General features: G+C 67.6%; 21 protein-coding genes. 8 read left to right on the top strand and 13 right to left on the bottom strand.

Annotation, left to right across the window (positions count from 1 at the left end):
- Window positions 1-18: 18 nt before the first annotated feature.
- The gene (locus ABIA73_RS08535) at window positions 19-975 is read right to left on the bottom strand and encodes an aldo/keto reductase (protein ID WP_105164849.1); all 957 of its coding nucleotides are present in this window, start codon (window positions 973-975) and stop codon (window positions 19-21) included.
- A gap of 169 nt (window positions 976-1,144) precedes the next feature.
- Between ABIA73_RS08535 and ABIA73_RS08540 the strand changes: the two genes are divergently transcribed.
- Both ABIA73_RS08540 and ABIA73_RS08545 read left to right on the top strand, forming a co-directional pair.
- Window positions 1,145-2,002, top strand: coding sequence for a class I SAM-dependent methyltransferase (locus ABIA73_RS08540; RefSeq protein ID WP_059065564.1), 858 nt, complete (start codon window positions 1,145-1,147; stop codon window positions 2,000-2,002).
- 80 nt (window positions 2,003-2,082) lie between these two features.
- Complete coding sequence (locus tag ABIA73_RS08545; RefSeq protein WP_354275639.1) at window positions 2,083-2,622, top strand: pseudouridine synthase; 540 nt, start codon at window positions 2,083-2,085, stop codon at window positions 2,620-2,622.
- A gap of 90 nt (window positions 2,623-2,712) precedes the next feature.
- Here ABIA73_RS08545 and ABIA73_RS08550 read toward each other — a convergent pair whose 3' ends face one another.
- Together ABIA73_RS08550 and hrpB are read right to left on the bottom strand one after the other, a co-directional pair.
- Complete coding sequence (locus ABIA73_RS08550; RefSeq protein ID WP_025877588.1) at window positions 2,713-3,102, bottom strand: hypothetical protein; 390 nt, start codon at window positions 3,100-3,102, stop codon at window positions 2,713-2,715.
- A gap of 128 nt (window positions 3,103-3,230) precedes the next feature.
- On the bottom strand, window positions 3,231-5,738 hold the full coding sequence (gene hrpB, locus ABIA73_RS08555) for an ATP-dependent helicase HrpB (protein WP_140228480.1): 2,508 nt from the start codon (window positions 5,736-5,738) through the stop codon (window positions 3,231-3,233).
- 68 nt (window positions 5,739-5,806) lie between these two features.
- Here hrpB and ABIA73_RS08560 point away from each other — a divergent pair, with 68 nt between their 5' ends.
- On the top strand, window positions 5,807-6,604 hold the full coding sequence (locus tag ABIA73_RS08560) for a TatD family hydrolase (protein WP_025877584.1): 798 nt from the start codon (window positions 5,807-5,809) through the stop codon (window positions 6,602-6,604).
- An 81-nt stretch (window positions 6,605-6,685) separates the two neighbouring features.
- On the opposite strand, the gene ABIA73_RS08565 is transcribed toward ABIA73_RS08560, so the two are convergent.
- The 4 genes from ABIA73_RS08565 to ABIA73_RS08580 all read right to left on the bottom strand — a co-directional run bounded on the left by ABIA73_RS08565 (window position 6,686) and on the right by ABIA73_RS08580 (window position 11,004).
- Window positions 6,686-7,603: an NAD-dependent epimerase/dehydratase family protein gene (locus ABIA73_RS08565; protein ID WP_502960547.1), complete on the bottom strand. Its 918-nt coding sequence runs from the start codon at window positions 7,601-7,603 to the stop codon at window positions 6,686-6,688.
- 10 nt (window positions 7,604-7,613) lie between these two features.
- On the bottom strand, window positions 7,614-8,552 hold the full coding sequence (panE, locus tag ABIA73_RS08570; RefSeq protein ID WP_315829950.1) for a 2-dehydropantoate 2-reductase: 939 nt from the start codon (window positions 8,550-8,552) through the stop codon (window positions 7,614-7,616).
- Window positions 8,553-9,238: 686 nt separating this feature from the next.
- Window positions 9,239-10,039 (bottom strand): ABC transporter permease, encoded by an 801-nt coding sequence (locus ABIA73_RS08575; protein WP_354275641.1) that lies wholly within the window; start codon window positions 10,037-10,039, stop codon window positions 9,239-9,241.
- Complete coding sequence (locus tag ABIA73_RS08580) at window positions 10,036-11,004, bottom strand: ABC transporter ATP-binding protein (RefSeq protein ID WP_051501690.1); 969 nt, start codon at window positions 11,002-11,004, stop codon at window positions 10,036-10,038. Before ABIA73_RS08580 ends, ABIA73_RS08575 begins: the two co-directional genes overlap by 4 nt.
- Window positions 11,005-11,088: 84 nt before the next feature.
- Here ABIA73_RS08580 and ABIA73_RS08585 point away from each other — a divergent pair, with 84 nt between their 5' ends.
- The gene (locus ABIA73_RS08585) at window positions 11,089-11,838 is read left to right on the top strand and encodes a ferredoxin--NADP reductase (RefSeq protein WP_354275642.1); all 750 of its coding nucleotides are present in this window, start codon (window positions 11,089-11,091) and stop codon (window positions 11,836-11,838) included.
- 17 nt (window positions 11,839-11,855) lie between these two features.
- Here the strand turns inward: ABIA73_RS08585 and ABIA73_RS08590 are convergent, their stop codons facing one another.
- From ABIA73_RS08590 to ABIA73_RS08605, 4 genes are all read right to left on the bottom strand, one after another.
- Window positions 11,856-12,137, bottom strand: coding sequence for a DUF1883 domain-containing protein (locus ABIA73_RS08590; protein WP_025877572.1), 282 nt, complete (start codon window positions 12,135-12,137; stop codon window positions 11,856-11,858).
- A gap of 87 nt (window positions 12,138-12,224) precedes the next feature.
- On the bottom strand, window positions 12,225-13,397 hold the full coding sequence (locus ABIA73_RS08595) for a lytic polysaccharide monooxygenase (protein WP_025877570.1): 1,173 nt from the start codon (window positions 13,395-13,397) through the stop codon (window positions 12,225-12,227).
- A gap of 215 nt (window positions 13,398-13,612) precedes the next feature.
- Window positions 13,613-14,782, bottom strand: coding sequence for a lytic polysaccharide monooxygenase (locus tag ABIA73_RS08600; protein ID WP_354275643.1), 1,170 nt, complete (start codon window positions 14,780-14,782; stop codon window positions 13,613-13,615).
- A gap of 236 nt (window positions 14,783-15,018) precedes the next feature.
- Entirely contained in the window at window positions 15,019-15,504 is a 486-nt protein-coding gene (locus ABIA73_RS08605) for a DUF1203 domain-containing protein (RefSeq protein ID WP_354275644.1), read from the bottom strand.
- A gap of 270 nt (window positions 15,505-15,774) precedes the next feature.
- On the opposite strand from ABIA73_RS08605, the gene ABIA73_RS08610 reads away from it, so the two are divergent.
- Genes ABIA73_RS08610 through ABIA73_RS08620 form a run of 3 tightly spaced genes read left to right on the top strand, consistent with a single transcriptional unit; the run spans window position 15,775 to window position 19,225 of the window.
- Window positions 15,775-17,301, top strand: a complete 1,527-nt coding sequence (locus ABIA73_RS08610) for an alpha/beta hydrolase (protein WP_354275645.1) — start codon at window positions 15,775-15,777, stop codon at window positions 17,299-17,301.
- Window positions 17,298-18,044, top strand: coding sequence for an ABC transporter ATP-binding protein (locus ABIA73_RS08615; protein WP_025877565.1), 747 nt, complete (start codon window positions 17,298-17,300; stop codon window positions 18,042-18,044). The genes ABIA73_RS08610 and ABIA73_RS08615 overlap by 4 nt, the downstream gene beginning before the upstream one ends.
- A complete protein-coding gene (locus ABIA73_RS08620) occupies window positions 18,041-19,225 on the top strand; it encodes an ABC transporter permease (RefSeq protein ID WP_059065550.1) in 1,185 nt (394 codons plus the stop codon). The genes ABIA73_RS08615 and ABIA73_RS08620 overlap by 4 nt, the downstream gene beginning before the upstream one ends.
- A 72-nt stretch (window positions 19,226-19,297) precedes the next feature.
- Here the strand turns inward: ABIA73_RS08620 and ABIA73_RS08625 are convergent, their stop codons facing one another.
- Window positions 19,298-20,101, bottom strand: a complete 804-nt coding sequence (locus ABIA73_RS08625; RefSeq protein WP_279208207.1) for an AraC family transcriptional regulator — start codon at window positions 20,099-20,101, stop codon at window positions 19,298-19,300.
- A 75-nt stretch (window positions 20,102-20,176) separates the two neighbouring features.
- Here ABIA73_RS08625 and ABIA73_RS08630 point away from each other — a divergent pair, with 75 nt between their 5' ends.
- Window positions 20,177-20,431: a hypothetical protein gene (locus ABIA73_RS08630; RefSeq protein WP_059065545.1), complete on the top strand. Its 255-nt coding sequence runs from the start codon at window positions 20,177-20,179 to the stop codon at window positions 20,429-20,431.
- Between the two features lie 74 nt (window positions 20,432-20,505).
- Here ABIA73_RS08630 and ABIA73_RS08635 read toward each other — a convergent pair whose 3' ends face one another.
- Window positions 20,506-21,513 (bottom strand): energy transducer TonB, encoded by a 1,008-nt coding sequence (locus tag ABIA73_RS08635; RefSeq protein WP_059065543.1) that lies wholly within the window; start codon window positions 21,511-21,513, stop codon window positions 20,506-20,508.
- Window positions 21,514-21,598: the final 85 nt, after the last annotated feature.

The following is a 21,598-nucleotide window of genomic DNA, read 5'->3' on the forward strand; positions in this document are numbered from 1 at the left end:
GGCCGGCACCCTCCGCCTTCAACCTTCCACGCTGGCCGCATCCAGCTGTGCCACGTCATGCACGCTCAACGCCACGTTCGCCGCCGCCAGCAGGTCGTGCAGCTGCTCCACGCTGGTGGCACTGACGATCGGTGCGGTGATCGACGGCCGTGCGATCTGCCATGCCAGCGCGATCTGCGCGGCAGTGGCGTTGTGCTTGCTGGCCACGTCATCCAGTGCTTGCAGAATGCGCAGGCCGCGCGGGTTCAGGTAACGCTTGACCACGGTGGCGCCGCGCGCGGAACTCTTGCCGGCATCGTCCGGCGTGCGGTACTTGCCACTGAGGAAGCCGCTGGCCAGTGCGTAGTAGTTGATCACGCCGATCTGCTCGCGCTGCACCAGCGGTTCCAGTTCCTTCTCGTAGCCGGCGCGGTCGTACAGGTTGTACTCCGGCTGCAGGGTTTCATAGCGCGGCAGCCCGTAGTCGGTGGAGACCTTCAAGGCGTCGGCCAGACGCGTGGCGCTGTAGTTGGACGCGCCGATCGCGCGCACCTTGCCCGCCTCGATCAGGCGACCGAACGCGGCCAGGGTCGCTTCCAGCGGCGTGGATTCATCGTCCTCGTGAGCCTGGTACAGATCGATCACCTCGGTCTGCAGGCGACGCAGCGAATCCTCCACCGCCGCATTGATGTTGTCCGGGGTGAGGCCGGGGCGCTCGGCCCATTTGGCCACCTTGGTCGCCAGCACCACCTTGTCGCGCTTGCCGCTGCGCGCGAACCACTTGCCCAGCAGCGTCTCCGACTCGCCACCCTGGTTGCCCGGCACCCACGCCGAGTACACGTCGGCGGTGTCGACCAGGTTGAAGCCGGCATCGACGAAGGCATCCAGCAGGGCGAAGCTGGCCTTCTCATCAGCGCTCCAGCCGAACACGTTGCCACCGAAGGCGAGCGGAGCTACATGCAGGCCTGAACGGCCCAGTTCGCGGTTTGCCGTCATGGGCACGGACTCCTTGGGGGAAGTCCTTCAGGATAGAACGCGATGTGTGACCGCGCTGCGGCGCTGACCACAAAACTGTGTTCCGCACCGCGCACGCGGCTAACGTTTTGTGAACACCTGCGGCGCGGCGGCTGCTAGTCTCGCCGCATCTTCCGCTGGAGTCGCCCCGATGATTGCTGCCTCATCCCTGCGTGGTTGCCGCCTGCTGCTTGCTTCGGCGCTGCTGGTTGCCGTTCCCGCATTCGCCGCGCCGGCCACGGTCGCACCGGCAAAGATCCAGGTGTCGCCCGCGATCGATGCCGCGGTGAAGGCCTCGACCCGCGACCCCGCCAACGTCAAGCGCGACGGTTTCCGTCATCCTGCGCAGACCTTGGGCTTCTTTGGCGTCGCGCCGGAAAAGACCGTCATCGAGATCACCCCGGGCAATGGCTGGTACTCGGAGATCCTGGCGCCGCTGCTGCGCGACAAGGGTCATTACATTGCCGCGGTGGTCGATCCGCAGGCCGTGGCTGAAGGTCGCGGCCGCGACTACCAGCAGCGTAGCCGCGACAGCCTGGAAAAGAAGTACGCCGCCGCACCGGCACTGTTCGATAAAACCGCCGTGGTTGCCTACGACCCGGCCAAGCCGGTGTTCGGTGCAGCCAACTCGGCCGATGTGGTGCTGACCTTCCGCAACGTGCACAACTGGCGCAAGGCCGGCCAGGCGCAGGGCATGTTCCAGGGCTTCTTCAACGTGCTCAAGCCGGGCGGCGTGCTCGGCGTGGTCGAGCACCGCGCCAAGGCCGACGTGGCCGACGCTGACGACACCGGTTATGTGGGCCAGCAGCAGGTGATCGCGATGGCCGAGGCCGCCGGTTTCAAGCTCGACGCGCGCACCGAGGTCAATGCCAACCCGCGCGATACCAAGGACCATCCGAATGGCGTGTGGACCCTGCCGCCGACCAACCAGCATGACAAGGCGGATGACGCCAAGTACCAGGCCATCGGTGAAAGCGATCGCATGACCCTGCGTTTCGTGAAGCCGTGACCCGGTAGCGCCGGGCCATGCCCGGCGAGCACGCGGCGTGGCATGGGACAATGCCCTGCCCGCCGCCTGCCGTCCCCACGATGCTGATTGCCTTCAACAAGCCGTTCAACGTGCTCTGCCAGTTCACCGACCGCAGCGTGCCGCCGCGGCCGACATTGGCCGGCTTCGGTTTGCCGCCGCGCGTCTACGCTGCCGGCCGCCTCGACCATGACAGTGAAGGCCTGCTGCTGCTGACCGACAACGGTACGCTGGCGCACAAGTTGACCGACCCGAAGCACAAGGCGGACAAGCTCTACTGGGTGCAGGTGGAAGGCACGCCCAGCGATGGGCAGCTGCAGCTGCTGCGCGATGGCGTGGTGCTCAATGACGGGCCGACGCTGCCGGCGAAAATCGAGCGCCTCGATCCTGCGCCTGAACTGTGGCCGCGCGATCCGCCGGTGCGCTTCCGCAAGACGGTGCCCGACAGCTGGCTGGCGATCACGATCCGCGAGGGGCGTAACCGCCAGGTGCGGCGGATGACCGCTGCGGTGAACCTGCCGACGCTGCGGCTGGTACGCGCTGCAATGGGGCCATACCGGCTGGATGACCTGCAGCCCGGGCAGTGGCGGCAGATCGGCTGAAAAAAAGGCCGGAGGCCTTGCGGCGTCCGACCCTCGTGCAGCGTCATTGGGTCAGAGCCCTTCCTGCGGAAGGGTTCCGACCCCGGTCAATCAGGCGTCGCTGCCGATATCGCTGTGCTCGTCGACCACGGTGTCGTTGCGGCGATCGCGCGCATTGATGCGCTGGGCCTGGCCGTTGACCACATGGCCGTTGGCGGCCTTCTTCTTCTGCTGCTTGCGGTACAGCGCATAGCCCAGCAGGCCTACGCCCACGGCAGCTGCCGCGATGGTCACCGCCGGATTGCGGCGGGCGAACTTGGTGGCGACCTTGCCGCCGGTCTTCACCGCGCCAAGGGCGGCACCGGTCTTGATCCAGTCGCTGGCCTGCGGGCCGAGGTGACGCAGGCTGCCGCCCGCGCTCTTCAGGCCATCGCCTGCGGTATGGGCCAGGTCGAGGGCGCGCTCCAGGGCGCGGTCGGTGATTACGGTCAGCTTGCTCATGCGGGGGTGTCCTTGCCTCGGGTCGAAGTCCAGTGTCGCCTGTTGCCCGTAAACGGTATGTCAGTCAGGCGGGCGCGTGGTGTGACTCTACCGCAGCCATTCAGGAACGGGCGGGGTGTCGGCGCGCATTACGTCCCGCGCGGCTTGGCCCGGTGGGTCGCGGTAGCCGTCCAAGGGTCGTCCGGCCACGGGTGGCGCGGGTAACGGCCCTTCATCTCTTTCTTCACCTCGGCGTAGGTGTTTTCCCAGAAATTGCGCAGATCCTGGGTGACCTGCAACGGCCGGCCACCCGGCGACAGCAGGTGCAGGGTCAGCGGCACCCGGCCATCGGCGATGCGTGGCGTATCGGCCAGGCCGAACAACTCCTGCAGCTTCACCGCCAGCACCGGCGGCAACGGCTCGCCGCTTTCGCCGTCCAGCGCGTAGCTGATCGGCCGCTCCAGCCCTGACGGCACGGTGATCCGGGTGGGCGCGTGGCGCTCGACCAGCTGCCGTTGCGACCATTCCAGTGGCGACTTCAGCGCTTCGCCGAAACTGGCCTCGTCCAGTGCATCCAGCCGTGTCCTGCCCGCGAACGCCGGCTGCAGCCACTGCGCACGGTTGGCCAGCAATGCGGCATCACTGCAGTCGGGCAGGCCCAGCTCCGGCATCCAGCGCCGCAGCGATTCCACCCGTGCCTGCCACTGGCGCAGACCGTCGGTCCATGGCAATGCCTGCAGGCCAAGCTCGGCAACGGCGTCGGTCAGTGCCTGCGCCGCCAGCTGCGGATCAACCCGGCCAGCCGAACGGCTGTCCATCACGATGCGGTCGAAGCGTGTTTCGCGCAGCGCGACCAGGGCGCGGCGGGTGTCATCCCAGCGCACCGCGTCTTCGGTTACGAAGCGCTCGGGCCAGTGCCTGCGCAGATAGCCTTCATCCACCGGTGCGGCGCGCAGCAGCAGCGCGTCGCGCGCCTCGAAGCGCAGTTCGCTGGCCACCAGCCACGGTTCGCCCCGCAGGTCGCTCAGTTCATGCAGGCGGGCGCTGCGGCCGTTGGCCAGCAGGTAACGCAGCGGGTCGTTCGGATGCTGGAAGGCAATGCGATCGGGGAAGGCATGGGCCAGCAGGTCGCCCAGTTCGTGGGCCTCGATGCTGGCGGGCGGTGTAGCGTCACAACGCAGGCGACGGCGCCACTGTTTGGCAGCGGCATCGATGGCGGCCAGGCCACTGCGATTGGCGTCGGCCGGCGCACGGCCGTTGCGGAAGGCCGCCAGTGCGCGCCAGCGTGCGGCCAGTGCATCACCGCCCTGGCGCAATGGGTCACGAGCTTCCAGCAATGCCGCCAGATCGGCGGCCAACGCCTGCGCGCGGGCATCAGCTGCGGCCAGCAGCATCGCGGCCATCCGCGGGTGGGTGCCCAGCGCCAGTACGCGACGGCCGAGTGCAGTGATCGCGCCGCTGCTGGACAACGCGCCCAGGCGCTGCAGCAGTTCGCGTGCGGCGGCCATCGGCCCGGTCGGTGGCGGGTCAAGGAAGCGCAGGTCGCTGCTGCCCCAGGCGGCCAGTTCCAGCGCAAGGCCGGCCAGTTCAACCTGGTCGATCTCGGCGCGACGCTGCGGTTCCAGCCGCTGCGACTGCGGCCACAGCCGCCAGGCCACGCCCTCGGCCACGCGCCCGGCACGGCCGGCACGCTGGTCGGCCGAGGCCTGCGCAATGGCGACCACGTCCAAGCGGGTGAATCCACTGTTGGGGTCGTAGCGGGGCTCGCGCGCCTGGCCGCTGTCGATCACCACGCGCACGCCGGGCAGGGTCACCGAGGATTCGGCGACGTTGGTGGCCAGCACCACGCGGCGGCGGCCGTCGCTGGCGGCCTGCAGCACGCGCGCCTGCTGTTCCACCGGCAGTTCACCGTGCAGGGCCAGTACGTCCACCGCAGCGCCAGCAAGACTGTCCTGCAGGCCTGCCTGCACGCGTGCGATCTCACGTTGGCCGGGCAGGAACACCAGCAGGTCACCGGGGTGCTCGGCCAGCGCCTGCTGCACCGCGCGCCGCACCTGCAGTTCCAGCGCCTCGTCACGCCGGGCAGGGAAGTGGCTGATCGCCACCGGATAGCTGCGGCCTTCGCTGCTCAGTCGTGGTGCATCGAGGAAGCGCGCCAGGCGTTCACCATCGAGCGTCGCCGACATCACCAGCAACCGCAGGTCATCGCGCAGCTGCGACTGCACGTCCAGCGCCAGCGCCAGGCCCAGGTCGCCACTGAGGTGGCGCTCGTGGAATTCATCGAACAGGATCGCACCCACGGTTTCCAGCATTGGATCGTCCTGCAGCATCCGGGTCAGGATGCCCTCGGTGACGACCTCGATGCGCGTGCGCGCCGATACCTTGTTCTCGAAGCGGATGCGGTAGCCGACGATGCCGCCGACCTCCTCACCGAGCTGGCGCGCCATGAACATCGCGGCACTGCGCGCGGCCACCCGGCGTGGTTCCAGCAGGATGATCCTGCGGCCCTCCAGCCACGGCGCATCGAGCAGCGCCAACGGCACCTGGGTGGTCTTGCCCGCGCCAGGCGGGGCTTCCAGCACCAGCCGCGGGTGCACGGCCAGGTGCTGCTGGATCTGCGGCAGCAGCGGAGAGATGGGGAATTGCGGGGCGTTCATCTGCAAAGGATAAGGGGCCATGGCGGGCACGGGTACAATGCGCGGGTTTTCCTGCCTCTGCTGCCCCCATGCATCTGATCGATATCGGCGCCAACCTGACCCACGACTCCTTCGACCGCGACCGCGACGCCGTGCTGGACCGCGCACGCCAGGCCGGTGTGGTGCAGATGATCATCACCGGTGCCAGCCGCGAGCATTCGCCGCTGGCCCTGCAGCTGGCGCAGCAGCACCCGGGCTTCCTGTACGCCACCGCCGGCGTGCACCCGCACCACGCGGTGGAGTACACCGACGAGTGCGATGCGGAGATGCGCGCGCTGCACGCCCATGCCGAAGTGGTGGCGGTGGGAGAGTGCGGGCTGGATTACTTCCGCGATTTCTCGCCGCGCCCGGCGCAGCATCGCGCGTTCGAGCGCCAGCTGCAGCTGGCCGCAGACAATGGCAAGCCGCTGTTCCTGCACCAGCGCGACGCGCATGCCGATTTCATGGCGCAGATGAAGAACTTCGAAGGCCGCATCGGTCCGGCCGTGGTGCACTGCTTCACCGGCGAGCGCCAGGAGCTGTTCGATTATCTCGACCAGGACTGGTACATCGGCATCACCGGTTGGCTGTGCGACGAGCGGCGCGGTGGCCACCTGCGCGAGCTGGTGAAGAACATTCCGGCCAACCGGTTGATGATCGAGACCGACGCACCGTACCTGCTGCCGCGCACCTTGAAGCCGATGCCGAAGGACCGCCGCAACGAACCGGTGTTCCTGTCGCACATCGTGGAAGAGCTGGCGCGGGACCGTGGTGAGGATGTGCAGACCACGGCGGCAAACGCCACGGCTGCCACGCGTGCGTTCTTCCGGTTGCCGGACGCCGCCTGATCGGCAAACGGTAGTGCCGGCCGGGAGCGCCCGGATCCGGTAGCGCCGGGCCATGCCCGGCGAGCGAAGCGGTAATATCCGTCAGCGGGGAGCGTCCGGATCCGGTAGCGCCGGGCCATGCCCGGCGAGCGAAGCGGCAAGATCCGTCAGCCCTTCCCGATACGTTGGAAACCGCGGCGTCCAGCCCAGCGCGTCGCGCGTGCTGCGGCTGTCGATGCGCTTGCTGCTCTGGTAGAAGCGCCGCAATGTCGCGCTCACTGATGGATCGTCCCAGGCCACCGCGGGCGGCAGGGTAAATCCCCCCAGCTGCGCAGCGAAGGCCAGTACATCCTGCGGCGGCGCCGGTTCGTCATCGCTCGGCAGATACAGTGCGTTGGCCATGGGGCGTTGCATCGCGGCGATCACCACCGCAGCCAGGTCGTCCACGTGCAGGCGATTGAACACCAGCCCTGGCCGCACCACGTGCCGCGCGCGGCCCTGCGCCAGCTGCAGCAGCGCGTTGCGCCCGGGTCCGTAGAGGCCCGGCAGGCGGAACATCGCCGAGGCGATACCGCGCGCATCCGCCAGCGCACGCCATTGCGTTTCGGCGAGGCGACGCTGCATGCCTGCCGGCCCGGTGGCATCGGCCACGCTGTGCTCATTGATCCAGCCACCGTCGCGGTCGCCGTAGACCGAGGTCGACGACAGGTAACCGAGCCAACGCAGTGAACTGCTGTCGCGCAACGCGGCATGCAGCAGGCGCAGCGCCGGGTCGCCCTCGGCATCGGGAGGGACGCTGCACAGCACCGCGTCGGCATGGGCAATCGCAGCCAGCAGGCTCGGGGCAAGCGCGGCGTCGGCACGCAGCTGATGACGCGGCAGGCCATCGTCAGGTGCCGACGCCGGATCGCGCACCGTGCCTTCCACGTGTACGCCCTGGGCCTGAAGGCGCGCGGCCAACACGCGGCCACTCCAGCCCATGCCGAGGATCAGTACGCGCTTCGGCAACGGGCCAGGCATGTTCATCGGATCACACCGAGCGCTGGGCCTGGTAGGCCTGCAGGCTGCTGTAGGCGACCTGCAGCAGCAACGCTTCCTGGCCCGCGGCGCGCGCACGCGCCAGCATGTCGCCGACGATCTGGGCCGCTTCCACCTGCTGGCCTGCCTCCAGGTCGCGCAGCATCGACGCCTTCAACGCCGAACCGGCCTGGGTCAGGGTGCCACGCGCGGTGTCCTGCGCCGCCTGCGGCACCGGCTCACCCGCTGCTTCGGCCACCGCCAGGCATTCGTCATAGAGCCCACGCACGATGGCGTCGCCGTCGTCGGTGGCCACGATCGTGCCGATGTCCGCACGCAGCAGGCAGGTGGCCGCCGCCAGCGCGGTGAGGAACGTGTACTTGATCCACTGTTCCTGGTCGATGTGCTCACTGGCCAGATGATCGAGATTGGCCTGCGAGCAGGCTGCTGCGAACGCCTGCACGCGCGCGGAGATCGCACCGCCATCGCGTTCGCCGAAGGTCAGCTTGGCCGGCTTGCCCAGGTGCAGCACCGCCCCATCAGGCGCCTTGGTCGCACTGATGAAGCACAGACCGCCGAGCACGGCGTCGCGGCCGAAGCGCGCGTCGAGCGCGTTGTAGTGATGCAGGCCGTTGAGGATCGGCAGCACGGTGGTGCCCGCGCCCACCGCCGGGGCGATGGCATCGATCGAGCTGTCCAAGTCGTAGGCCTTGCAGCTGAGGATCACCAGATCGAACGGCTTGTCCGCGGCCAGCGCAGGCAGGGCATCTGCGGTGACGTGCTGCACCGGGAACGTGGCATCGCCCACCGGGCTGCGCAGCACCAGGCCATCACGATCCAGCTGCGCAGCGCGCGCGGGGCGCACGAGGAAGGTCACGTCCACGCCAGCCTGGGCCAGGCGACCACCGAAGTAACCGCCGGTACCGCCGGCGCCGAGGATCAGGATACGCATTGCACGCTCACTGCAGTTGGGGGATTCACTGCAGCGATTGTGCCGGAGTTTGCGGCCAACGGCTGAGCCCCTCGTGGTGGTTCGCGCAAAGCGCGGTCCATGAGGCTGGCCGGGTGGGTAGGTTGCGCAGGGGACGCCGTAAATACGTCCCTGTAGGCTCGGTCGCCGCATCCATGCGGCTCACGCCCCTGCACAACCTACCCACCCGGCCACGGACGTGTTCCGTGTGCGTCCACCACGGAAAACAAAGAAGAAAATCAAAAGCAACAGCGGGTCGCTTCGCTCGTTCCTCGCGATCATCTTTCCGATGGATCTATATCCATCAGCTCACAAACGAAAAGAGCCGAGCAGATGCTCGGCTCCATCGCGAATGCTTCATCCACGCATGGCGTGGATCTACTGTGTCGACCAGGGTCGACACCCACCAACAGCAGCACAGACGCCGTTCCGACAGCAGCGGAAAACTGTCGAAGGCGGGGTGGTGTCGGGTTGCGGGGTGTCCGCGCCATGGATGGCGCGGCCAAGCCTACAAGGACGTACTTGCGGCGTCCCCGCAACCCGACACCATCCCGCCATCCCACGGATATCTCGCTTTTGACGTTGACGTTGCTGTTGACGTTGCTGTTGCCGGCCAGCGGCCGGCACTACCAGCGCGGGTGCAGGGCCGCAGGCCCTGCAGAACAGCCTCAGCTGCGCATGCCCACGCCACGGCGCAACAACCACAGCGCCAGCGCCGTCAGCACCACCACGAAACCGATCATCAGCGCATACGCCACCACCACCGGCACATCGCTGCTGCCCAGCAGGCCATAGCGGAACGCGTTGACCATGTAGAAGATCGGGTTCGCGTGCGTGGCCGCCTCCGCCCATGGCGGCAGCAGCTCCACCGAATAGAACACGCCGCCCAGGTAGGTCAGCGGAGTCAGGATGAAGGTCGGCACGATCGCCACGTCATCGAACTTCTTCGCATACACCGCGTTGATGAAGCCGGCCAGCGAGAAGATCGTCGCGCCCAGGATCACCGTGGTCAGCGTCACCAGCGGATGCGGGATGCGCACCGGAGTGAAGAACATCGCGATGATCAGCACGATCACGCCCACCATCAGGCCGCGCAGCACCGCACCGGCCACGTAGCCCCACAGGATCACCCAGTTCGGCATCGGGCTGACCAGCAGCTCTTCCACGTGGCGGCCGAACTTGGCGCCGAAGAACGAGGAGCTGATGTTGCCGTAGCTGTTCTGGATCACGCTCATCATCACCAGGCCCGGCACGATGAACTGCATGTAGGTGTAGCCGCCCATGTCGCCCACGCGCGAACCGATCAGGCCGCCGAAGATCAGGAAGTACAGGGTCATGGTGATCGCCGGCGGTACCAGGGTCTGGCCCCAGATGCGCATGATGCGGGCGACTTCGCGGCGCACGATGGTCATCAGTGCGATGCGGTTGTGCTGGCCGTCGGTCAGGACCGGGGTCGGGGTGCTGCTCATGCGGACGTCTCCTGGTTGCCAGTGAGGCGCACGAACAGTTCCTCCAGGCGGTTGCTCTTGGTACGCATCGAGCGCACGCGGATGCCCGCCGCGTTCAGTGCCTCGAACACGCGGTTGAGGTCCATCGCACGTGGCATGTCGATGTCCAGCGTATGGCCGTCGGTGGCGGTCAGGGTTGCCCCCTCGATCACCGGCAACTGGGCGGGCAGGGTGCCGTCGATGTCCAGCAGGAAGCCTTCCACGTCAAGCTTGGCCAGCAGTTCGCGCATCGGGCCCTGGGTGACGATCTGGCCGTGGTCGATGATGGCCAGGTTGCGGCACAGGTGCTCGGCCTCTTCCAGGTAGTGGGTGGTGAGGATGATCGTGGTGCCGGCGGCGTTGATCTCCTTCAGCACCCGCCACATGTCGCGGCGGATCTCGATGTCCACGCCAGCGGTCGGTTCGTCCAGGATCAGCAGGCGCGGCCGGGTCATCATCGCGCGGGCGATCATCAGCCGGCGCTTCATGCCACCTGACAGGGTGCGGCTCATCACCTGCGCCTTCTCCCACAGGTGGGCGCGCTTGAGCTCGACTTCGGCCATCTGCTCGGCTTCGGCGCGCGGCACGCCGTAGAAGCCGGCGTAGTTCACCAGGATGTCGAAGGGCTTTTCAAACAGGTTGAAGTTGATCTCCTGCGGCACCAGCCCGATCAGGCGCATGGTGGCGCTGCGGTTGCGCACCAGGTCGCTGCCGAACACTTCCACCTGGCCCTCGCTGAGGTTGACCAGGGAACTGATGATGCCGATCAGGGTGGACTTGCCGGCACCGTTCGGGCCCAGCAGGGCGAAGAAGTCGCCCGGGGCCACTTCCAGCGAGACCCCTTTCAGGGCCTGGGTGCCGTTGTCATAGGTTTTACGCAGGTCGCGCACGCGCAGGGCGGGCGCCGTATCGTTCAGGGAAGCCAAGCTCGAAGCCTTCGCGCCCATGGGCTGGCGCTGGAGAGGGGCGGGGAAGGTCTATTATAGAAGACCCCGAGGGCTTGCCCCGGCTACACACTGTCCCGAAAAGTCGTGCCTGTCCAATTCCCCATCAAACTGGTCGACCGCCGCATGCTGGCGCCCTCCATCGGCCATTACCAGTTCGTGCGTGACGACGGCCAGCCGCTGGATTTCCAGCCCGGCCAGTTCATCCAGGTCCATTTCAGCTACGCCGATGGCACCGAAACCAAGCGCAGCTATTCGCTGGCGACCATCCATGACCACGCGCTGGGGCCAGGCGAGGCGGTGGATATCGCGGTCAGCTTCGTACCCGGTGGCGCCGCCACGGCGCTGTTCGAGGCGCTGGACATCGGCGGCCAGGTCAGCGCGTCCGGTCCCTACGGTCGGTTCTGCCTGAACCCCGGCGACCACAACGGCCGCTACCTGCTGATCGCCACCGGTACCGGCGTCACCCCGTACCGCTCGATGCTGCCGTTGCTGGCAACGGCGATGGCCGAGCGTGGCGTGCAGGTGGTCCTGCTGCAGGGCGCCCGCAGCCCGGGGGAACTGCTGTACAGCGAAGACTTCTACAGCTTCGCCGAAAAGCACCCGAACTTCCGTTATGTGCCTTGCCTGTCGCGGGAACTGCCGGCCGAGCCGCACCCGGAAGTACACCATGGCTATGTGCAGCAGGCGCTGGCGGCGTTCACGCCGGACCCGGCCACCGACATCGCCTACCTGTGCGGCAATCCGGACATGGTCGACGCCTGCGCCGAAGCGCTGAAGGCGGCGGGCCTGGGTAATCCGCAGATCCGCCGCGAGAAGTACGTCAGCAGCAAATAAGACCGCTGCCGCCGGGATCAGGCAGGTGGCAAGGGGCGCGGCAGCACCTGCACCGAGGCTTGGGTGCTGCCCGCCAGTCCGGCCATGTCTATGGTCAGATGCCATGGGCCCGAAGAGGGCACCGTGAGGTGGAAGGGTGACGTGCTGACCAGCCCGCCGTGGAACTGATGCCTTCGCCCATTCCGGTAACTGGCCAGATTGCTTGGTGTCATCAAGCGCACGTTGGCGGCGCGGGTCAGAGTGATTTCAATCACGTCACCCGCCTGCAGGATTCCAAGGTCCCATTTCAGGTAGTTCATCTGCTTCTGCCCTCCGGATGGCCGTTGCGAGTGCAGGCCGCGGTGATCAGTGGAGGCAGCCAGCGGCTGCCTCCGGCTCCTTCCCGGTCAGTACGGCACCCACGCATCGCGCCAGGCCGAACCCACGCCCGGCCGGTAGGCCTCGGCGTTGACGTTGCACCACGCGCCTTCCGGGAACGGGCGGCAGGCGTACAGCTTGCCGTCGGTGCCCTTCACCACGGTCTCGCCGGGCTTGTAGCTGCCAAGTCCGGCCGGATACACGAAGTCGTAGTCGCCACCCGGCGGTGGATCCACAGGATCGACCGGATCCGGAACGCGTGTGTCGAGCTGGAACCGATGACCCGGCTTCAGATAGACGCGGTTCTCGGTGGCCGAGGCGATCGGCCTGATCACACCATTGTTCATCACACCAACGCGCGCCTGCTGTGCACTGGCGTTGACCGCATGGGCCAGAGCCAGCGGCCACTGGTTCGCCGCAGTCTGGCCGGCGGCCAGGGTGATCTCCGGGCGCTCCAGATCGTTGCCTTGGGCGTTGAACACGCGCAGGGTCAGGGTGGTGCCCACTTCCAGCGCGCCGCGGGCGGTGACCGGACCGGCATCCTGCCATTGCGGTGGCGGCTCGACGCCACCGCCTCCCTCGAAACGCACGTCCATGCAGGTATAGAAGGCCTCGGCCGAATCCGAGCGCTGCCAGGTGTTGTAGATCAGGTGCTGGCCGCTGCGCTGGGGCAGTGGGCAGTCCAGCTTGTAGACACCGCCCGCGGACAACGGGACGTCGCCCAGCGTGCAGAACTCCTGCAGGTCGGCCCAGCGCAGCGGGCTGCCCGGCTGCCAGCCATCGCGGGTGACGTAGAACTTCCATTCGCGGGTGGCATGCGGGGCAGAGGCAAGAAATTCAAAGGTGTAACGGCCGTTGCCATCGGCGCGGATCGGCGTGGTCGACCAATCGGACCGGTCCAGATCCAGGCCGCGGTACTTGCTGTTGCCACCGCTGCACAGCTCGCCGTCGGGAACGACTGCCTGGTGGTTGCCATTGGCATTGGCCTGGTTGATGCCGGCCCAGTCGTAGAAGGGCTGTGCGCCGCCGATGTCCTTGGCCGCAGCACAGGCGGGGTTGGTCGGCTGCTCTGGATTGCCCTGGTAGCAGGCGTACACCCGGCTGGTGGGTTTGGACATGGTGCCGTGTGCCAGCGCGCTGGCAGAGGCGCCCAGGCTGGCGATGGCAGCCACCGCGAGAGCAAGTCGATTGAGCGGTTGCATGATGGGGTCCTGTGGACGGTGGAAGGTCCAGCGAGTCTCCACACGATGCACAGCGCCAACCATTCAACGATTCCGAAAAGCTGCAGGCTGCGACGGGATGTGCAGTGCCTGCGCGAACGGGTTAACACTTCAAGCCGGACCCGCAGGCCTGCCTCTGCCCCATTGCAGAAGCGGGGCGGCACGCGCGCGCCACCCCCGCTCAGTCACTCAGTCACTCAGTACGGCAGCCAGGCATCGCGCCAGGCCGAACCCACACCCGGCCGGTACGCCTCGGCATTGACGTTGCACCACGCGCCTTCCGGGAACGGGCGGCAGGCGTACAGCTTGCCGTCGCTGCTCTTCACCACGGTCTGCCCGGGCACGTAGCTGCCGATACCGGCCGGATACACATGGTCGAAATCACCGCCGGGTGACGGCGTACCCGGATCTGGCACCTTGGTGTCCAGCTGGAAGCGGTTGCCGTCCTTCAGGTACACGCGGTTGTCGGTGGCCGAGGCGGTCGGCGTGATCGCGCCGTTGCTGAGTACGCCAACGCGCGCGTGCTGGGCACTGGCGTTGACCTTGCGCGCAAGCGCCAACGGCCACTGCGCCGGCGTGGTCTGGCCTGCGGCCAGGGTGGCTTCCACGCGTTCCACGTCGTTGCCGTTGGCATTGAACACACGCAGCGCCAGGGTGGTGCCCACCGGCAGCTCGGTACGTGCAGTCACCGGCCCGGCATCCTGCCACTGCGGCACCGGCGTGGTACCGCCGCCGCCTTCAAAGCGCACGTCCATGCAGGTATAGAACGCTTCGGTGGAATCGGCGCGCTGCCAGGTGTTGTAGATCACATGCTGGCCGCTGCGCTGCGGCAGCGTGCACTGCAGCTTGTAGGTGCCATCGGCCGACAGCGGCGTGTTGCCCAGCGAGCAGAATTCCTGCAGGTCGGCCCAGCGCAGCGGGCTGCCCGGTTGCCAGCCGGCGCGGGTGACGTAGAACTTCCAGTCGCGCGTAGCGTGCGGGGCGGTCGCCTTGAACACGAAGGTGAACCTGCCGTTCGCATCGGGCTGGATCGGTGTGGTCTGCCAGTCGCTGCGCTCCAGGTCCAGGCCGCGGAAGGTCGGGTTGTTGCCGCTGCACAGCTTGCCGTCGGGCACCACGGCCTGGTGGTTGCCGTTGGCGTTGGCCTGGTTGATGCCGTTCCAGTCGTAGAACGCCTGCGAGCCGGCCACTGCCTTGGCGGCCGCGCAGGCCGGGTTGGTGGGGTTCTCCGGGTTGCCCTGGAAGCAGGCATAGACGCGGCTGACCGGGGTGATCATCGTGCCGTGTGCAGCGGCGTTGCCGGCAACGCCAACACCGGCGCCAACGAAGACGGTGGCCAACAGCAATGGGGTGTATCGCAGAGACATGGCGCATCCTTGTGGTCGTCGAAGGGAGCGGTGACCGCAGCACCCACGCCGTATCGGGCGACGGACGATGAGCGGTACCGCCGCGAGTATCGAGCTGCAACACGCAGTGGGAAACCACGTCAATGCCGATCCGTGACTACGTGTGTGAAGCCCTTCCCGCAGGCTTCACGCCACACTGAACGAACACGCTGGCGGTCACGCCTGCGGCGCGGCGACGATCACGTTCCCGTGCAACGTCATTGCCGCGGGGGGCCGACCCGATTCACCTGGCACGAAAAGCATCCATGTCCTGCGTTGTGCAGCTGCACGAAGGCCACCGTTGTATCGGCGAACAGCCGGTCCAGGTGCGTGGCAACCTCGGTGCCCTGGCAGACCAGGCCGCTCAGCATGAAGTCCGCGCTGTCATAGGCGCGCACCGAGATCAGCCGCCGCTGCACGTAGGCAGGTACCACGCCCGCTGGCAGCACGCAGCGGGTTGCACCGCGCTGCACGAAGATCGGGCCCGAGGAGCGGTATGGCGAATGCGTGGCCAGGTGTGTGTAGGGCAGCAGAAGCAGTTCTGCACCGGCAGGCGCGTCGGTCAGGCTGACCCTGCAGGGGTAGCCGCCGCTGTCGCCGGCGCGCCGGCGCACGATTCCCCGCGCGGCCAGCGCATCGTCGCTGGATTCGAAAAGCGCCTCGAACGGCTGGTGGTCGATGCCACTGAGTTGCCACGGATGCATGGAGTGTCTCCCGGTTCTGCGCGCATTCTGCCGGCGCCACGGGCCGCCTGCTCGCCATTTTCCGCCACCTCATCGCGCTGGCCGATACCCCCTGTAGCGGGCAAAGGACGAGGGTCGCAACCGTCTGGTGGCCGTACCGACGCCGGCCCAGGACATCCGCCTGTCGCCGCCAGCGCCCGGCGCGTGTAAGTTGGGCCACATTCGATTGGTCACATCTGCCGCGGCACACCGTCGTGGTGGACAGGAACATCCCCAGGGGAATCACGCACGATGCAAAGACACCATTTCGCGCGGGCCGGGTTGCTGGCCAGCATGCTGATTGCCGGCTGCAGTGCACCGCCGCAGGCAGGGTCCGACGGCGCGGGCGATACACCCAGCCGCCGCTACGGCCAGATCGATTTCCGCCCCTGCACGCTGGCCACCGAAGGTGCCAATGCCAACGTCGAGGCGCAGTGCGCGACGTTCCAGGTGCCCGAAGACCGGAGCAGGCCGGATGGCCGCAGGATCGATCTGCGCGTGGCCTGGCTGGAGTCGGGCAACAGCGGTTCGGGCCTGCCGGACCCGGTGTTCTTCCTGGCCGGCGGACCTGGCCAGGCGGCCAGCGAGGTGGCCGTCATCGTCGATACGGCACTGCGCCAGGTGCGCAAGCAGCGCGACATTTTCCTGATCGACCAGCGCGGTACCGGCGGCTCCAATCCGCTCAGCTGCCTGGGCGCGGACGGCAAGGAGCTGCCGATGGATGAAGACGCTGCGCCCAGCGAGGCACTGCTGCGCGAGTACGCGGAGCGCTGCGCTGCGTCGCTGAAGGACCGTGCCGACCCGCGCTTCTATACCACCGCCGAAGCCATCGCCGATCTGGACGCGGTACGCCAGGCGCTGGGCGCCAACACGCTGAACCTGGTCGGTGGCTCGTACGGCACCCGCGTTGCCCAGCGCTACGCGGCCGCGTACCCGCAGCACACCCGCAGCATCGTGATCGATGGCGTGGTACCGAACGAGCTGGTGGTCGGCGGCGATTTCGCCACGACCTTCGACAACGCGATCACCCTGCAGTCCGAGCAGTGCCGCAAGGATGCTGTCTGCAGCAAGCGCTTCCCGGTCGACACCCGTGCGCAGCTGCGCAGCGTGGTGGAAACCCTGCGCCGCGCGCCGGTCACGGTCGACTACCGCGACCCCGGCACCAACGCACCGCGGCAGGAGGTGCTGACCCCGGACAGCGTGGTCGGCCTGGCGTTCGCCTTCTCCTACGTACCGCAATACTCCTCGCTGTTGCCGCTGGTGCTGGATGAAGCGGCACAGGGTCGCTATGCACCACTGGCGTCGCTGGCGCGCGGTGCGACCCGCAGCATGGATTTCCAGATCAACCGCGGCATGCAGTGGTCCGTGATCTGCAGCGAAGACGCTCCGCGCTACCAGGCGCCGGTCGAAAGCAGCGACAGCCTGGTCGGCCCGGAAGTGGCGCGCGCGTTCTTCGCCGCCTGTCCGGTGTGGCCGCACCAACCGGCTGCGGCGGCTGCGGCAGTGCCGCTGCACAGCGACCTGCCAGTGCTGCTGCTGTCCGGCGAACTGGACCCGGTGACGCCGCCGCGTTACGCCGAGCAGGTGCTCAAGGGCCTGCCGAAGGGACGCGCGCTGGTTGCCCGCGGCCAAGGCCACGGCACCCTCACCGCCGGCTGCATGCCACGCCTGCTCGGCCAGTTCATCGACACCACCGATGCCAAGGCGCTGGATGCCAGCTGCCTGGACACGCTGAGCTACGTGCCGGCGTTCACCTCGTTCAACGGATGGGCCCCATGATCGTCGCCGACAACCTGCACAAGGCCTTCAATACCCGCACCGGTCGCATCCAGGCGGTGGCCGATGTCGGCTTCCGCGCCGAGGATGGCCGCATCACCGGCCTGCTCGGGCCGAACGGCGCCGGCAAGACCACCACCATGCGCATGCTCTACACGCTGATGACGCCCGATGAAGGCAGCATCACCGTCGATGGCATCGACGCGGCCCGCGATCCGGTGGAAGTGCGTCGCCACCTCGGCGTGCTGCCGGATGCACGTGGCGTCTACAAGCGGCTGACCGCACGCGAGAACATCGCCTACTTCGGCGAGCTGCATGGCCTGTCGGCGTCGCGCATCCGCGAACGCATCGAAGTGCTGTCGCATGCGCTGGACATGGCCGACATCCTCGATCGGCAGACCGATGGCTTCTCGCAGGGCCAGCGCACCAAGACCGCCATTGCCCGCGCGCTGGTGCACGACCCGCGCAACGTGATCCTTGATGAACCCACCAATGGCCTGGACGTGATGACCACCCGCGCGCTGCGCCGCTTCCTGCTGGGCCTGCGCGAGGAAGGGCGCTGCGTGATCCTGTCCAGCCACATCATGCAGGAGGTCGGCGCGCTGTGTGACCACATCGTGATCATCGCCAAGGGTACGGTGATGGCCGCCGGCAGTGCCGATGAACTGCGCGCGCAGTCCGGCGAGCCCAACCTGGAAGATGCGTTCGTGAAACTGATCGGCAGCGAAGAGGGCCTGCACGCATGAGCATGATGTCGACCCTGATGACGGTGATGCGCAAGGAACTGCGCGACCTCTCGCGTGACCGCCGCACACTGCTGCTGACCCTGCTGTTCGGCCCCGTGCTGTACCCGCTGCTGATCCTGGGCATGGGCAAGCTGGCGGAAAGCCGCGTGCGCATCCAGATCGAACAGCCGCTGCAGATCCCGACCATCGGTGCGGAGAATGCGCCGAACCTGGTGCGCTTCCTGGCGGCGCAGGGATTGAACGCCGCGCCGGCACCGAAGGATCTGGCCGAAGCGATCCGCTCGCAGGAGATCGACGTCGCCCTGCGCATCAGCCCTGAGTTCGGCAAGGACTGGGCCGATGGCAAGCCCGCGCTGGTGGAAGTGATCCGTGACAGCACCCGTCGTGCCGCCGAAGTGCCCAGTGCGCGGCTGCAGGCGGCCCTGGCAACCTACAACGGCCAGGTTGGTGCGCTGCGGCTGATGGCGCGTGGCGTAGACGCACAGGTTGCACGACCGCTGGATGTGGCCACCCAGGACATGGCCAGTGCCGAGGCCAAGCGCGGCATGATGCTGTCGATGCTGCTGCCGGTGCTGCTGACGCTGACCTCGTTCATCGGCGGCGCGTACCTGGTGATGGATGCCACCGCCGGCGAGCGCGAACGGCAATCGCTGGAGCCGTTGCTGGCGACCCCGGGATCGCGCAGTGCCATCGTCAGCGGCAAGATCGCCGCCGCCTGCGTGGTCGGCTTCGCCTCGTTGCTGCTGACCTTGATTGCGTTCAAGGCCAGCGCACAGATCGCGCCCGGCAACGTCGGCCGGCAGCTCAACATGAACATCGGCTCGATGCTGCAGATGCTGCTGGTGATGGTGCCGATGCTGCTGATCGGCACCTCGTTGCTGACCTTCCTCTCGGCTGCGGCCAAGAGCATGAAGGAAGCGCAGAGCCACATGACCTGGCTGGTGCTGCTGCCGATGCTGCCCGGCTACGCGCTGATGGCTTACCCGGTGAAGAGCGAGCTGTGGCAGTACGCGGTGCCGTTCCTGTCGCAGAACCAGATGCTGCTGAAGGTGATCCGCCACGAGGTGATCAGCCCGACCATCTGGGCGATCTACCTCGGCGCCAGCCTGGCGCTGGCCGCCGTGCTGTGGTTCGCCGCCGTGCGCCGCTACCACAACGAGCGGCTGGCGATTTCCGGCTGAGTGGAACCGGTAGCGCCGGGCCATGCCCGGCGGATGTGGCACGAGGCCCGGTCATGCCGGGCCTCGTGCATTTCAGCGCTGTGAAGCGTTTCCTTCTGCATACCGCGCCGGCGTCACTCCCATCTCGCGCTTGAATATCGCGATGAAAGCGCTGGGCGTGTCGTAGCCCAATGACAGCGCCACGGTAGTGACGGATTCACCGGCCAGCAATCGCGGCAGGGCCAGCAGCACGCGCAGGCGCTGCCGCCAGCGGGTCAGGGTCATGTTCGTTTCGGCCTGCCAGCGGCGGGCGAGGCTGCGACTGGACAGGCCGCTGGCGACTGCCCAGTCCTCGACGGTGCGGGTGTCATGTGGCGCACGTGCCAGGGCGGCGGCGATGCGGCGCAGGCGGCGGTCACCGGGTTGCTGCAGCGCAAGTGGCAACGGCGTGCCTGCAGCGATCTCATCGGCGATCACCCCGGCCAAGCGCTGTTGCCGCGCATCCAACGCCTGCCCGCACCAGTGCAGTGCCCGCGGCACCGCCACCTGCAGCAGGTCGCTGGGCTGGAAGATGCGCGGTGCATTGGGCAGTCCCGCGCAGGCCGCCTTGCTGAAGTACAGGCTCCAGCCATCGAAGCTGCCGATGCTGGAAAGCGCATGCGGGTGCTGTGGCGGAAGCCACGCCACGTGCCCGGCCGGAAGCAGCCAGTGGGTGTCGCCCACCTCGATCCGCAACAGGCCGGTGTGGGCACCCAGCAGTTGCCCGCGCGCGTGCTGGTGGCGGGCGGTGCGCCGTGAACCCGGCATCGCCAGCTGCGTGCCGAGCAGGGCCGGCCCCTCACTGCCATCGGCCAGTGCAGGATCGATCAGTGGTGTCTGGAATGTCTGTTCTGCCATATCGATTGGCAGTTATACGGCAGAACGGTCGATGGCGAGCGTCGACACTGGGCGCCCACCTCCCAGGAGCACGCCATGCAGCCGCACGACATCCTTCCCGACCACCAGAACGCTGTGCAGGTGAATGGCCTGACCGTGCGCAAGGGCAGCGTCGGTGCTTTTCTCGCCACCGTGCGGGAGTGGCAGGACCCGGCCCGTGATGCCGACCTCCGTGCCGCCGCCGAAGCCGATCTGCGCAGCCTGCTGCCCGGGCTGCACGCGCTGGGCCTGTTCCAGGTGCTGAGCGCGCGTGATCCTGCGCTGCAACGGTTGATCGACAGCGCAGCCTGAAACGCACAAGGCCCGGACATGCCGGGCCTTGCTCCAGAACCGCCGGGCGCGGCCCGGCGCTACCGCCTTGGGCATCAGCCGCCCGGTGCGAACACCAGCGTGCGGCGGGTCGTGACCGGGGCTGTGACCGGCTCGAAGCGCCAGCGCTTGACCGCGTTGAGGGCTTCGCGATCGAAGACACGCGATGGCGTGGCGCGCAGTACGCGCGCATTGGTCACCGAGCCGTCGGTGCCGACGGTGATCTCCACCAGGACTTCGCCGGAGGTACCCGAACGCAGTGCTTCGGCCGGGTAACGCGGGGCTGGCGTGCTGACCGGGCGCAGGCTTGGTGCAGCGGCGGTCGCGACCTGGCGGGCGGCGTTGGCCTGCTGCGCAGCGGCCTGCTGCTGCTTCTGCTCGGCATCGCGACGCGCGGCAGCCTGGCGCTCGGCTTCCTGGCGCTCGCTGTCACGGCGGGCAACGTCCTGCTGCGCAGCAATCTGCTTGGCCGCTTCGGCTTCCTTGGCACGCTGTTCGATCAGGCGCTGCTGCTCGGCCAGCTGCTTGGTGCGGTCTTCAGCGTCCTTCTTGACCTTCTCGGTCTCGTCTTCGGTGCGCTTGGCGGCAACCTGCACGCCCTTGGTCAGGCCTTCCTTCAGGCGCGGCAGGGCCGGGGCCGAGGCATCGACCTTTTCGATCAGGGCGACCAGCCGCTGCGCTTCAGTGAAATCCTCGCGGCCCAGATGCTGCTCGGCGGCGATCAGGGTGTAGGGCAGAAGATCGGTCAGCGCGCTCTTCACCGAGGCATCGTCCGGCGTCTTGTCGCGCAGTGCCAGGTAGTACTCGATGGCGTTGTCGCCGGCCGGGGCGTACATGCGGTTCTCGCGCAGTGCCTGGCTGGCCGATTCGCGCAGCTGCTCGGTACCCATCGACTGCACCTTGGCGGCCACTGCCGGTGCGGCTGGTGCTGCAGCGGCAGGGGCAGCGGCGCCCTGCGCGGCCGGAGCCGGTGTTTCATCCTTGCCCGAGCAGGCAGCCAGGGCCAAAGCCAGAGCGACCGGCAACCACCGGCGCGCGGCAGCGATCATTGCGACGTGCGACATCCTGCTCCCCTCTAAGAAGACGACGTTACGAAAAACGTAGATACGCATGGCCGGGACGCAAGGTCCGGGCGTGGCGGGGGACGTT

The organism is Stenotrophomonas sp. 2694, assembly GCF_040548715.1.
Taxonomy (GTDB): Bacteria; Pseudomonadota; Gammaproteobacteria; order Xanthomonadales; family Xanthomonadaceae; genus Stenotrophomonas; species Stenotrophomonas indicatrix.